Raw genomic sequence first — 13,681 nt, forward strand, 5'->3', positions numbered from 1 at the left:
CTGTTTTTATGCTCAGAAGTTCCCGATCTGGGAAGTATATTCATCGATACGTTCCAGCAGCTCCTGGTTGGAATAATTCGTTTCCCTGCATGTATATGCGCAGAGCATCTCTGCTGCGAACATTCCTGCTACATAGGAATTATAGAATTCACTGCTGTCGCCTCTGGCAGTCAGCACTACGTCAGCAAACTTGGCAGCTTCGCAGGTAGGCTTATCTGTCAGAAGGATAATGGAAGCTCCCTGTTTATGTACCATCTCCGCAGTGAGATACATCAGTCTTGAATATCTGGAATAGGTAATAAAAACTGCTGCGTCTCCTTTTTTCAGGTCGCTTGCGAAATCGAACATGTTCTGTCCATGGCTTCCATAGTTGTACACATGGGGAAGTGTCTGTCTGAGAATCGTATTCAGAAATTCTCCCACACATGTAGATCCCCTTGAGGAAAAAATATATTTCACATCACTGTTAATGAGAATACTGCTTGCCTTGCGGTACTGTTCTTCTGTGTTGCTTACAATGGTACTCTGAATATTACTCAGAGTATATGCGCATACCGTATCCTGTACAGTCGCCTTGTGCTCTTTTTTCTTAATTGCCTCAATTCGCTCTGCCGGAATGAGGATCCCTGTGTCCACGTCTCTGGACTGCTCTGCATAGGTTTCCCGCAGAAAGCTCTGAAAATCCGGATATCCGGTAAAACCAAGAGTCTTGGTAAGCCGGATCACAGAGGAATAACTCACATTCAGCGCCCCTGCCAGCTCTGTTGATGTCATAAAACAGCATTTCTGCAGATTCTCAAGAACATAGTCTGCAACTTCTTTTTCCTTTGGTGTCAGCTGCGCTGAAATGATCAGCTTCTGTAACTGATTCTCCATGAAATACCCTCCTGATCTTCCTGATTTTATATCTGGTGATCTTATACACTGTTTTTATTTTAACATACGGTTATGTAAAAACGCCTAAAAAGATATAAATATTTTTGTGTATGTTTTTATGAATATAATTATTTACTATTCATACCTGTTGTGCTATACTCAGTTCATCAGATGAACAATATTATTCTTAATAATCAAGAAAAAAATATTTATTTTCAAAGGAGTGGTAACAATGGCAGAAAAAAAGTATAATCCATATGACAATATGCTCTCTGTCCTGAAACAGTCTGCAGAGGCACTGGGTCTCAGTTATGAAGATTACGCAACACTTTGCTACCCGGAACGTGAGCTTAAGGTTTCTATCCCGATCCGTATGGACGATGGCTCCATCAAGGTATTTGAAGGATATCGTGTTCAGCATTCCAGTGCACGTGGACCGTGCAAGGGTGGTATCCGTTTCCATCAGAATTCCGACATGGACGAGGTTAAGGCTCTTGCTGCATGGATGTCCTTTAAATGTGCTGTTGTAAATATTCCTTACGGCGGTGCCAAAGGAGGCATCAAGGTCGATCCTTCCAAGCTTTCCAGAGCTGAGCTGATCCGTCTGACCCGTCGTTATACAACCCGTATCCTTCCTATCATCGGCCCGGATAAAGATATCCCTGCTCCGGATGTTAATACAAACGGTGAGGTTATGGCATGGATCATGGATACTTACAGTATGTTCACAGGCCATACAGTTCCAGGTGTTGTTACCGGTAAACCGATCGAGATCGGCGGTTCTGTCGGCCGTGTAGAGGCTACCGGACGCGGAGTTACCATCATTGCTTATCAGTGCATGGAAAAGAATAATATCGATCCTGCCAATGTAGCTATCGCTGTTCAGGGTATGGGAAATGTCGGCGGAACTGCTGCTGAGATTTTTTATAAGAATGGTCAGAAGGTTGTTGCTGTCAGTGATTACACAGGCGGACTTTACTGCGAGGACGGACTTGATATTCCGGCTATCCGCAAGTTTATTTCTGAAGGAAATACTCTCGATAAATATGAGCAGGACGGCGTTCAGCACGTTACAAATGACGGTCTTATCACCTGCAAATGTGATGTCCTGATCCCGGCTGCCCTTGAGAATCAGATCACAGAAGATAACGCCGGACGCATCCAGGCGAAACTGATCATCGAGGCTGCCAACGGACCGACTTCTGTTGAAGCTGACGATATCCTGAATTCCAGAGGAATCATCGTATGCCCGGATATCCTTTCCAACGCAGGCGGTGTTGTTGTTTCTTATTTTGAGTGGGTTCAGAACATCCAGAATCTTACATGGGATCTTGATGAAGTGAACAAGATGCTTCAGAAGATCATGCTTACTGCATTTAATGAAGTTTACGCATTAAGTCAGGAGAAAAATGTTACTCTTCGTATGGCAGCTTACATGGTTGCAATCAAGAGGATCACCACAGCCGGTAAGCTTCGTGGCGGCCCGATCTCCATGGGTTGATGCTGTATAACTGATAAATTCCTTATCTTACACAATTATATACAGTCAATCGGATATTCGCAATCCGCTTTCGCTACTTGCTCATAACCGAATAACTGCTCCGCAGTTTATCAGGAGGGGCTTGTACCCCTCCTGATACAAGTAAGTCCCACCCACTGCTTATTGCTCCTCGCAATTGAAACAGGGGACTTACTTGATTCGGTTAAAAACTCTCCGGCTGATTCCAAAGAATCGTATCTGCCGGAGAGTTTTTATAAGTATATATTCATTAATCTATAGCATTTTTGCAAATCGCTGCACGGAATTTATTTATCCGGAACCTGAATTGCTGCCGCAGATATTTGTACGTATATCTGTGTTTTTTCAGATATTCTGAAATCTATGATCACTCCGCATTCATAAACTCTCTTATGATCTCCTTCATGATCTCTTCCTCCTCAGGTGAAAGCATCTTGCTGAAGTGGCTTCCTGTTGCCGCTGTCTGACGGATGCTTCTGGTGATCTTATCTACGATCTCTTCCTGCAAAACAGGATCGTTTTTCTGCGGAACAGGGACTTCTTCCACCCAGGTGCGGACCTGCTCCACATAGTCAGCCAGTGATGTCATCACCAGCTCCTCTTTATAAGAAAAATCCAGTGCCTGTCTCAAAAGCAGAAGAACTGCAGGCACAGCTGCCCCTATATAAAGATACAGCATGGGCAGTCCTTCTGCATGTCCGAGTCTGTTATTCAGAAAAACAGACAGAACCAGAAGGAAGGTGCTGAGCAGGGACGGATACCACACGAAACGGTTCATTCTGTGAAGAAGCCTGTCTCTTGATTTCCACATGTTCAGCCATTTTTCTTTCAGGTTCTGTAATCTCTGTGTATTTCGGATTATTCTTCTGTAGGTAAGGTTCGTTGCCAGCATCCCAAGTCCGCCGATGCATCCCAAAGATGTCATAACGTAAAGTGGGATATCCAACCGCATGATCGTTTCCAGCATAATACCCTCCCGTTTCCACACACTGCTCCACAGTGCCTGAGTGTCATTCCGTTTATTCTATGCCGTTTCAGGCATCCACTCCATGACTGCTCATTCACATTGCTCATTGTTTAGGAATATTATACTTCTATATCGCTTATCTGGAAACAATTTTCGTTCGTCAAATCCTCGCCCTGTTCCCTGTCTTTTTACATTTCCTGCAGTGCTTTGACTACATTTTCAAATTTCATGAAATGAGATGCTTTTACAAGGATGGTGTCTCCCTGTTTTACATAAGTGTTTAAGTTAGAAAGAAGGCTTTCCAGATCTTTCTCCCGGATCACGGTTAAGTCCGGATTGGTCTTAATAGCTTTTTCCGCGATGTGGGCTGCGAGCGGGCCTACACAGATGCAGACATCAATCTTACAGTGGCCGGCATGAACGCCTACACCTTCATGAAGTGCTACTTCATCTGCTCCAAGCTCTCCCATGTCTCCCAGGATAGCTACTCTTCTGCCAAGTCCGTCCTGAAGAACATCAAGAGATGCTTTCATGGACATCGGGTTTGCATTGTAGCAGTCATCTACGATCATAAATTTCTCTGTCTCGATCATGTTGAAACGGCCGCTTACAGGCTCCAGGCTTTCGATTCCCTGTTTGATCTCCTTGGCTGTAAGGCCATAAAGCCTGCCAATGGCTGCTGCTGCCAGTGCATTGGATACCATATGACGGCCAGGCATTGGAATGTTTACGTGAAAACACTCTTCTCCGCCTTCTGCCAGCTCACCTTTGATACAGATATCACAGCTCATCCCTTTCAGGCCACGGCTTTCTACGTTTTCGCAGGTAACAGCACAGTTGTCTCCTGTTCCGAAAAATACCGGTCTGATTCCGTTGTATTCTTTTACAGTGGAGAGCTTATCGTCATCACCGTTAAGTACGATATTCTTTTTCACATACCGAAAAATCTCTGTCTTGGCCTTGAGAACACCGTCTCTGTCTCCCAGATTCTCCAGATGACAGGTTCCGATGTTTGTGATCACGCAGGTATCCGGCTTTGCGATTTTTGCGAGGCGGGTCATCTCACCGAAATCACTGATTCCCATTTCCAGGACTGCGATCTCATCCTCATCGCGAAGACGGAACACAGTCAGCGGAAGCCCAAGCTCATTGTTAAAATTACCCTGGGTTTTGAGAGTGCGGTATTTCTCTTTCAGTACAGAAGCGATCACTTCTTTTGTGCTGGTTTTTCCAACGCTTCCTGTGATTCCCACTACCGGGATGTTCAGCTGCTCCAGATAAAATTCTGCAATGTCTTTTACTGCCTGAAGGGAAGATTCCACCTGAATATACGGATGATCCGCTCCCTCAAGGACACGCTCGGATAACGTTGCAAGTGCACCTGTTTCCATTACCTGCGGAATAAAACGGTGAGCATCCACACGCTCTCCAACAACCGGCACAAAAAGACCGCCTTTTTCCACCTTGCGGCTGTCTGTTGTGATCGCTGTTACTTCTTCCTGAAGCTTCTCCTGTGGTCCGTGGTAAGTACCGCCGCAGACTTTGGTGATATTCTCTAATGTAAGATTTTTCATAGATAAAAGCCTTTCTTTTTTCTGAAATGATATAAGTCTGTGGAAGGAGTCTGTCATTCCTTATTTATTATATTTCTTAAGTGAAATGCGGATCAGTTCTTCGCAGAGATCCGGATAGTCGATTCCCAGGACTTTTGCTTCCTGTGGGATCAGGCTGGTTGGTGTCATTCCCGGAAGTGTGTTAGCCTCCAGGCAGTACATGTCGCCGTTCTCCTTCATCATGAAGTCAAAACGTGCGTAGCCTTCAATGCAGAGAGCTTTTGCGCCAGCTTCTGCATAGTGCTGCATCTTCTCGGTAAGTTCCGGTGATATCTCAGCAGGACAGGTCTCTACTGTGGAGCCTGCCTGATATTTATTTTTGTAGTCATAAAAGCCCTGCTTCGGTGCGATCTCGATGATCGGATAAGCCTTGCCATCTACAACTGCAACAGAAAACTCACGGCCCTTGATATATTCCTCAACAACCACTTCATCCTCATAGGAATATGCACCGTCAATGGCATCCTCATATTCTTTCTGGTCGTTTACGATATAAACGCCTACGCTGGAACCACCGCAGCATGTTTTTACAACAACAGGAAATTCCATTCCGAGATCGTGGATATCCCTTGTGCAATTCTCTTTCAGCATGGAAACACCCTTCGGTGTAGGTACCTCATCCATAAGGAAAATCTTCTTGGTGAGGCCTTTATCCATTGCAAGGGCACTGCTTAAATAGCCGGTTCCTGTGTAGCGGATTCCAAGAAGGTCGAAAGTTGCCTGAACTTTTCCGTCTTCTCCGTTGGAACCGTGAAGTCCCATAAATACAATGTCAGCAGCCTGGCAGAGCTCCAGTACATTCGGCCCGAAAAAGCTTCTTCTTGTACGTTTGATGTTCTCGATATCATCGTCAAAGCTTCTCATATATTCTGCTGCAGAATCTACTTCATAATCTTTATCTCCGAACGGCTCATCCCAGTCTACAGGCTCCAGTCCGCAGAAAATATCTACCAGGATCGCATTGTGGCCCTTCTGGCGAAGTGCTTTGCAGACACCAGTTCCTGTTACGATGGAGATTTCTCTCTCTGTACTGGTTCCGCCTGCCAATACAACGATATTCATACTTTCATCTCCCTTGATAATTTTGTGTTTTCTTGTTTCGTATTCTTTTAATATTTCTTTTAATCTCTTATTCATATACTACTATCGGTACTCCTACGCTAATATTATTGTAAATGATTGCTGCCTGGTCCTTCGGTGTGTTTACACAGCCATGTGAACCGTTTGTGATGTAGATCTGGCCTCCGAACTGGGATCTCCATGTTGCATCGTGGATTCCGACACCTCCGGAGAAAGGCATCCAGTATGTGACAGGTGCTGCATATCCCGTTCCCTTCAGAACAGCCGGGGAACGCATGGCATCCAGGGCAAAACAGCCCGACGGTGTTCCATGTCCTTTATTAATACATCCGGTTACTACAGGTGTATCTACCAGAAGCTGTCCATCTTTATAAAATACCATTCTCTGGTTGGTCAGGTCAATCTCTACATATGTATTTCCTATATCATTGGTGTCACGGCAAAGTCCGCTGTAAGCATAGGCGGGCTGTCTTACTTCCGTGGTTCCTGCAAGGATCGCATTGTAAAGCCAGTCTGTCTCTGTTGTCTGGTCGATAGCCCAGCCGTAATCACCGCCTTTGATGGTCTTCTGACGGCCATCATATGTGGTAAAGGTTCTTGTACATCCAAAAGTATCATATTTATATCCAAGATTATTTACATAGGCTGCTACCTGGTTCTTATCAATTGTATAATTGCCTTTTTCGTCTTTTGTAAGCCAGTCTTTGATGGTATTGCGGTCCAGCTGCTCGGAGCGGTCAGAAAAATCATAGGTGATCACACAGCTGGTAAGCTTGTTCAGCTGGTCGCAGTCTTTCTTGAGGGTTTTATCATCTTTGTATACAGAAGGCTTCTTGTAGCAGTCTTTCTTTTCAAGATTGACTGTGGTATCTCCTGCGGAAACTGCCGCGCGGATCACTTTCTGTACTTTCTTTGTATCAAGTGTTGTTCCTTCTTTTTCCGGCTGGATCTCATAAGTCTCACCGTTGTCTTTGATGCAGGCATCTATTGGTTTCTCCATGTTATCCTTCTGCATACATTTCAGACTTTTTACTGTTTTGGTGAGTTTCTTGTCATCATCGTATTCCGTATCTGTATTCAGCTTGTATTTTTTCTGCTGATTGAAAGCCAGGAACCATTTATAGCGATCCTGTTTCCGGATCAGTTTAGCTGCGCCGTTATCCGGCTTGTATACAAGACCTGCTTCTTTTGCAGTGATGCTTTCTTTACCATTGTTTCTTGTTTCTACTGTAAGAACATAAGCCTGAACTTCTTTTGCAAGGAGTTCTTCTGTCTCATCTGCTGTTTTGTAAGAGCAGTTAAAACCGTTCACCTGTGATCCCGGCAGAAAATGGTCTGTAAAATAGTGCACACCGTATCCGTAAGCTGCTGCCGTAAGTATCAGCAGGATAATGATCAGTGCAATGACCACTTTTTTCCAGGTTTTCATTTTTTCTTTTTCCTCACCCATAAGATTGATTCTCTCCGATAGTTTATGACTGCCCGGTATTACATATACAGAAATACCGGGCAGTCTGATGTTATCTTTTTCTTGGTTACTGATTATTTCTCCAGAAGTTTTTCCACGCTCACAAGCTTCACGCAGAGAACGAATACCTCTGCAGCTTTTCCAAGTTCCTCAATGCTTGGGTAGCTTGGTGCGATACGGATGTTGCTGTCTTTCGGATCATTTCCATATGGATAGGTTGCGCCGGCACCTGTCATAACAACACCTGCCTCTTTTGCTTTGGCAACGATTGCTTTTGCGCAGCCTTCCATTGCATCAAAGGAAATGAAATATCCGCCGTGTGGTTTAGTCCACTCGCCGATTCCAAGTCCGTTAAGCTCTTTGTCCAGTGTAGCAAGAACCATCTCAAACTTCGGACGAAGGATGTCTGCATGTTTTCTCATGTGTTCATGAAGTCCGTTGATGTCCTTGAAGAAACGAACGTGACGAAGCTGGTTCAGCTTGTCATGTCCGATGGTCTGTACTGTCATGTATTTGCGGAAATCATCCAGGTTAGCCTTGGATGCTGCAACTGCCGCAATACCGGAACCCGGGAAGCTTACCTTTGAGGTAGAAGTAAATTTGTAAACAATGTCCGGATTTCCTGCTTTCGCACACTCATCAAGGATCTCAAGAAGGAAGTCCTGGTTGTCATCATAAAGATGATGAATGCTGTAAGCGTTATCCCAGTAGATTCGGAAATCCGGTGCTGCCGGTTTCAGATGTGCAAAACGCTTAACTGTCTCTTCGGAATATGTGTAGCCCTGCGGATTGGAGTATTTCGGAACACACCAGATTCCTTTTACTGCCGGGTCTTCATTTACATATTTCTCAACCATGTCCATGTCCGGGCCTTCCGGAGACATTGGGATATTGATCATCTCAATTCCGAAAAATTCTGTGATTCTGAAATGGCGGTCATATCCTGGTACCGGACAGAGAAATTTCACCTTGTCAAGCTTGCACCACGGTGTATTTCCCATAACTCCGTGGGAATAGGAACGTGCGATGGTGTCGAACATTACGTTCAGACTGGAGTTACCATAGATAATGATGTTCTCAGGCTCAACTTCGGACATCTCTCCAAGAAGTCTCTTAGCTTCCGGAATACCGTCAATCACACCATAGTTTCGGCAGTCTACTCCTGTCTCACATTTCAGATCTGCATCGCCCGCAAGTACTTCCATCATTTTCATGGAAAGGTCAAGCTGATCTGGTGCCGGTTTACCACGGGACATATCCAGTGCCAGACCCTGCGCTTTGATCTCATCAAACTCACGGTCGAGTTCTTTCTTTAAATCGAGCAACTCTTCCCTGCTCATCTCACAATATTTTTTCATATGTTTGCTTCTCCTCTTTTTGCGCACAGTTTAATCTGCGGTTGCTGTGTTCACGCCTTCTGTTTTTTCCTCAAGAAATGTCTGCAAAAATCCGTTACTGTTCACTCCACGCTTCGCGGAATATCTCCTGCTGAACATTAACAAAAATCCTTCTGCAAAATGTAGCCACTGTTTCACAGAAGCAGGCTTTATCTTCCCTGGCAGAAAATCTCTGCGTACATTTTAGTATGGAAAAGCGCTGTTGTCAAATCTTTCGTGGAAAATCCTGCACTTCTCTTGCACGAGGGGTGTTTTTCCTCTATACTGGTAAAAATGAGATCATAAAACTAACCGTAATGATACTCAGCAGCTGTAAAGATACTATAACCGGTACTTTATGGAAATATCACAGGAAGATGCTGAAATCTGATATAAATATGAAAGAAATGAGGTATATAACATCATGTGGATTGCAGATGGTTGGAAAGATTACGAGGTTATTGATACATCTAAAGGAGAGAAGCTGGAACGCTGGGGGGATTATCTCCTTGTTCGTCCTGACCCACAGGTTATCTGGGATACTCCGCGTAAGAACCGTGGCTGGAAGCATATGAACGGCCATTATCACAGAAGCAGCCGCGGAGGCGGTGAGTGGGAGTTCTTTGATCTGCCTCATCAGTGGGATATCCATTACAAGGAGCTTACCTTTAATCTGAAGCCTTTCAGCTTCAAGCATACAGGACTTTTTCCGGAGCAGGCTGTGAACTGGGACTGGTTTGGTGAAAAGATCAGAAATGCCGGTCGCCCGATCAAGGTCTTAAATCTTTTTGCCTATACCGGCGGTGCTACTCTGGCTGCAGCTGCTGCCGGTGCTTCTGTTACTCATGTGGATGCTTCCAAGGGTATGGTCAACTGGGCAAAAGAGAATGCTGCTGCTTCCGGACTTTCCGGTGCACCGATCCGCTGGCTTGTGGATGACTGCGTGAAGTTCGTAGAGCGTGAGATCCGCAGAGGTAATCATTATGATGCGATCATTATGGACCCGCCTTCTTATGGCCGCGGACCGAAAGGCGAGATCTGGAAGATCGAGGATGCGATCCATCCGCTGATCAAGCTTTGTACGAAGATCTTAAGTGATGATCCGTTATTTTTCCTTGTAAATTCTTATACTACGGGTCTTGCTCCGGCTGTGCTGACTTATATGCTGGCTACCGAACTGAAACCCTGGAAGGGTAATGTGGAGTCACAGGAGATCGGACTTCCTGTTACAGAGAGTGGTCTGGTGCTGCCTTGCGGAGCATCCGGACGGTGGAGTTCCTCCCGGTAGAACCGGGAAGTTGGATTCTACTGTATTGGATGTGAAGCGTTGTGCCGATTTTTATCAGGTATTTCTTTGTATTTTCTGATTATTTGTATTGAAACGCTTTTTTGATAGGTCTATAATATAGAAAAAAGGAGCGTGATCTTTATGAGTACGGAAACTACGAAGGATACTCTTCCTTTTACCTGCACGCCGGCTTATAACCGGGATGCCTGTAAGGGGTGTGTCTGTTCCACCTGCTATGAACAGGAATTTTGTGACCGGTGCAGCTCCTGTGTGGAGCAGGGACATCGGAAGGAACGATGCAATGCTTATGAGGGAGCCTACAATTACTAACAAAAAAAGGATCTGAAAAAGGCAGAACTATTTGTAAAATCTCGCCTTTTACAGATCCTTTTTATTAGTTTCTTTATCTGTCAGATAGAATCCCTGTCCAAAATCCTTGTATGATCTGCACATTGCCAGATTTATATTATCAATCACTATATTGCTCCCATAATATAATCTTATAATGTACCCCCGTTATTTTTGCACAGAATTCCCAGATCCTCTAATATTGTTTCAAAATCCAGTGTATGCTCAACATCATAATTTTCTTAATCCAATAATTTTCCTGCCTCATAAGAACATCTAATATAGTCTGGATTACTGTAATATACATTGGAATTATAATCAGATATCTCATCGCTGATAAAAGAACTGTAAACCATTTTTATCGCTTCAACAATGTCCTGATATAAAAAAGCTACTTCTGATATCAATGTCTGATATACACGTCCTATTGCTGTTACAGTCGGTACTTCATATCTGCATTTTGAAATATTATCATAATTCCCATTCGGTATCCCATAATCTTCAATCCATTCATCAGCTACCTGCTCGAAGGAAAGACAATGATTAATGCCTGCAGCTTTCAGCTGATGTGCCAGAGCTTTATCAGACATTCGAACTACAACATCTTTACTTTTATTATGCGTTTTTCTGGAAACATACTCAATCATTGTGCACACATAAAATAAATCATCTTTATTCCATTGTATCGTCATTGACAGATTCACTCCTTTCATATTCCAGACATTCCAAAGCACGAATACTATGAAAGCTTATCTGATGCGTAGGATGTTTGAACTTTGCATACTCCCAGAACACACTTCGACTGATATTATGATTCAAGAAATCATTTACAAAATTCCAGATTGTATCATCTGCCATTGGACCTTCTACAATATCAAATTCATGCACTTTTCCAATCCGGCATTCCGCTATAAAATCCAGCCATTCATCGCACATATTTTCAAATTTTTTTATGTTAAGTTTTTCATTTTCCACATAAGAGTATACATTAACAATTCCCTGACCATGTTTACGCCCTGCCCAGCGATAGGCCTGTTCATAACTTTTCGTGCAATAAAATCCCCATGAAAAATCTTTTGTATACTTGGTTTTTCTGATTTCCGGAAATTCAACAATCTGACCACTCCCATGATATAGTTCTACCTTACCATGCTCCATTTTGCACCCTCCATACTTTGCAGTTCATACATTATTATCCATCATTTGCTTTCATCTTAAGCCATATTTTTTTATTTCATTAAGCATTTTCAATAGTATTTTTTTCACCTTTTAAAATCATATCCTATAACACAGTATACCATAACCAGATAAACTACGTCACATATTTTTAACCGATCCAATTCCCAGTGAACAGACCCACAAGCGGGCCGCCTTCCCGTCCACCACCCAACAGATCGGCACAACGCTTCACATCCAACACAGTAGAATCCATCATCCCGCCAATACATAATCACATTCCACAACGCAGAACAGCGGCGTGGCCAGGAGGGGAAGAGCGCGAGAAGGGGAGACGGCCTTCGCAACTCCGAGTGCTTCCCCTTCTCGCAAATTACCGCCTTCCAAAAGGCTGAACCTTTATCCCCAAAATAAAAAATTATAAAAAAAGAGACCGTCAGACCAATAAAGTCCAACAGTCTCAAAAAAAGAAAAAAACTCTTTTTATTCTTACACTTTCTTATTTATTCTTAACTTTCTCCAGCATCTCCTCAGCTCTCTCAATCTCACTCTTCTCATCCTTCGGAAGAACAATATTAAGAATAATAGCAAATACCGCCGCCGGAACAATACCGGAGCCACCGAAGATCAGGCTGATCGCCTGTGGCAGATGCACCAGGATCGCTGTATTGGAGCCAAGTCCATAGCCAAGACCAAGTGCTACGGAAACGATCGTAACATTTCTCGGTCCGATCGGCCACTTGGTAATTAACTGGATACCGCTGACAACAATAGATGAGAACATCATAACAGCAGCACCGCCCAGAACACTCTGTGGCATGATGGAGATCAGTGCAGCAAGCTTCGGGAACAGTCCGCATGCGATTAGGAAGATTCCTCCTGTAGCGATACAGAAACGGTTCACGACCTTATTCATTGCAACCAGACCAACATTCTGGCTGAAGGATGTATTCGGAAGCACACCGAACAGTGCAGCGAAGGAAGATCCAAGTCCGTCACACATAACACCACCGGAAAGCTCTTTATCTGTAGCCTCTCTTCCAAGACCACCCTCTGTGATTCCGGAGATATCACCAACTGTTTCAACTGCAGTTACAATAAACATGATCAGGATCGGCACGATCGCACGTGCGTCAAATACCCATTTTACAGGCATCAGTGCCGGTACCGCGAACCATTTTGCCTGAGCAACCTTGTCCCAGTTGAGAACCCAGGCCTTTGTAGCCTCCACAGTAGCACCTGTGTCATCTACATATGTAAATGTTGTTGGAAGTACCATAGCCATGATACTTACCAGAATGTATCCCACGATAATACCGATGAGGATTGAAGAAAAGCTTGTGAAGCCTTTTGTTCCGTGTTTCAGTACAATGATCACGATCAGAACTACAAAACCTACGAAAAGGTTTTCAAGAGAACCGTAATCCTTTGCGGAGCTTCCGCCACCAAAAGAGCTGATTCCCACACCGATCAGTGAAAGACCGATAGAAAGTACAACCGTACCTGTTACAACAGATGGGAAAAATTTTCTTAGGGGCTTCAGAAAGCTTCCCAGAACAGTCTCAAAAAGACCGCCGATAAAGCAGGCTGCCATGATCGAACCATAGGCAACGATACCATTTCCCATGACTCCGGCAACACTCTGACATACGCCGATGAAGCCTGAACTTGTTCCCATAACGATAGGAAGCTTGCCACCGACCGGTCCAATCGTAAAGACCTGTACAAGTGTAACAATTCCTGCGATCAGCATTGCATTCTGTAGTAATGCAACCTGAAGATCCCCTCCTGCTTCGATTCCGCAGGCTGCCGTGATGATAAGAAGCGGGGTAAGGTTACCCACAAACATAGCAAGCACGTGCTGCAGTCCAAGGGGAATTGCCACCTTAAGAGGCGGGCGTCCGTCCAGCTCATAAGGGCTGGCTGTGTTTTTCTCCTGTTTTTCCATAATGAATCCATCCTTTCTTTCC

At 44.2% G+C, this 13,681-nt stretch carries 13 protein-coding genes; 3 read left to right on the plus strand and 10 right to left on the minus strand.

What is annotated here, in order from left to right; genetic code table 11:
- Positions 1 to 12: 12 nt before the first annotated feature.
- Positions 13 to 876, minus strand: coding sequence for a MurR/RpiR family transcriptional regulator (locus AC04Q4_RS10630; protein WP_119239464.1), 864 nt, complete (start codon positions 874 to 876; stop codon positions 13 to 15).
- 232 nt (positions 877 to 1,108) lie between these two features.
- Here AC04Q4_RS10630 and AC04Q4_RS10635 point away from each other — a divergent pair, with 232 nt between their 5' ends.
- The gene (locus AC04Q4_RS10635; protein ID WP_476388951.1) at positions 1,109 to 2,377 is read left to right on the plus strand and encodes a Glu/Leu/Phe/Val dehydrogenase dimerization domain-containing protein; all 1,269 of its coding nucleotides are present in this window, start codon (positions 1,109 to 1,111) and stop codon (positions 2,375 to 2,377) included.
- A 385-nt stretch (positions 2,378 to 2,762) separates the two neighbouring features.
- Here the strand turns inward: AC04Q4_RS10635 and AC04Q4_RS10640 are convergent, their stop codons facing one another.
- From AC04Q4_RS10640 to AC04Q4_RS10660, 5 genes are all read right to left on the minus strand, one after another.
- Positions 2,763 to 3,362 (minus strand): hypothetical protein, encoded by a 600-nt coding sequence (locus AC04Q4_RS10640; protein WP_173756052.1) that lies wholly within the window; start codon positions 3,360 to 3,362, stop codon positions 2,763 to 2,765.
- Between the two features lie 188 nt (positions 3,363 to 3,550).
- A complete protein-coding gene (locus AC04Q4_RS10645; protein ID WP_476388952.1) occupies positions 3,551 to 4,936 on the minus strand; it encodes a UDP-N-acetylmuramoyl-tripeptide--D-alanyl-D-alanine ligase in 1,386 nt (461 codons plus the stop codon).
- 60 nt (positions 4,937 to 4,996) lie between these two features.
- Positions 4,997 to 6,037: a D-alanine--D-alanine ligase family protein gene (locus AC04Q4_RS10650; protein WP_119239516.1), complete on the minus strand. Its 1,041-nt coding sequence runs from the start codon at positions 6,035 to 6,037 to the stop codon at positions 4,997 to 4,999.
- 67 nt (positions 6,038 to 6,104) lie between these two features.
- Positions 6,105 to 7,505, minus strand: a complete 1,401-nt coding sequence (locus AC04Q4_RS10655) for a L,D-transpeptidase family protein (protein ID WP_195456225.1) — start codon at positions 7,503 to 7,505, stop codon at positions 6,105 to 6,107.
- A gap of 92 nt (positions 7,506 to 7,597) precedes the next feature.
- Positions 7,598 to 8,881: an aspartate aminotransferase type Ic gene (locus tag AC04Q4_RS10660; protein WP_173738371.1), complete on the minus strand. Its 1,284-nt coding sequence runs from the start codon at positions 8,879 to 8,881 to the stop codon at positions 7,598 to 7,600.
- Between the two features lie 442 nt (positions 8,882 to 9,323).
- Between AC04Q4_RS10660 and AC04Q4_RS10665 the strand changes: the two genes are divergently transcribed.
- Together AC04Q4_RS10665 and AC04Q4_RS10670 are read left to right on the plus strand one after the other, a co-directional pair.
- Positions 9,324 to 10,187 carry a class I SAM-dependent methyltransferase gene (locus AC04Q4_RS10665; RefSeq protein WP_173738370.1) on the plus strand — a complete coding sequence of 288 codons (864 nt, stop codon included), beginning with the start codon at positions 9,324 to 9,326 and terminating at the stop codon, positions 10,185 to 10,187.
- Between the two features lie 141 nt (positions 10,188 to 10,328).
- Positions 10,329 to 10,517, plus strand: a complete 189-nt coding sequence (locus AC04Q4_RS10670) for a hypothetical protein (RefSeq protein ID WP_110103587.1) — start codon at positions 10,329 to 10,331, stop codon at positions 10,515 to 10,517.
- A gap of 48 nt (positions 10,518 to 10,565) precedes the next feature.
- Here AC04Q4_RS10670 and AC04Q4_RS10675 read toward each other — a convergent pair whose 3' ends face one another.
- The 4 genes from AC04Q4_RS10675 to AC04Q4_RS10690 form a co-directional block, all read right to left on the minus strand.
- Complete coding sequence (locus AC04Q4_RS10675) at positions 10,566 to 10,694, minus strand: DUF3990 domain-containing protein (RefSeq protein WP_416385779.1); 129 nt, start codon at positions 10,692 to 10,694, stop codon at positions 10,566 to 10,568.
- An 83-nt stretch (positions 10,695 to 10,777) separates the two neighbouring features.
- Positions 10,778 to 11,227 (minus strand): hypothetical protein, encoded by a 450-nt coding sequence (locus AC04Q4_RS10680; RefSeq protein ID WP_173738369.1) that lies wholly within the window; start codon positions 11,225 to 11,227, stop codon positions 10,778 to 10,780.
- Entirely contained in the window at positions 11,208 to 11,693 is a 486-nt protein-coding gene (locus tag AC04Q4_RS10685) for a DUF3990 domain-containing protein (RefSeq protein WP_173738368.1), read from the minus strand. Before AC04Q4_RS10685 ends, AC04Q4_RS10680 begins: the two co-directional genes overlap by 20 nt.
- A gap of 517 nt (positions 11,694 to 12,210) precedes the next feature.
- Positions 12,211 to 13,659 (minus strand): uracil-xanthine permease family protein, encoded by a 1,449-nt coding sequence (locus tag AC04Q4_RS10690; RefSeq protein WP_118752848.1) that lies wholly within the window; start codon positions 13,657 to 13,659, stop codon positions 12,211 to 12,213.
- Between the last annotated feature and the right edge of the window lie 22 nt (positions 13,660 to 13,681).

It is taken from the genome of Blautia sp. HA8986 (assembly GCF_056504635.1).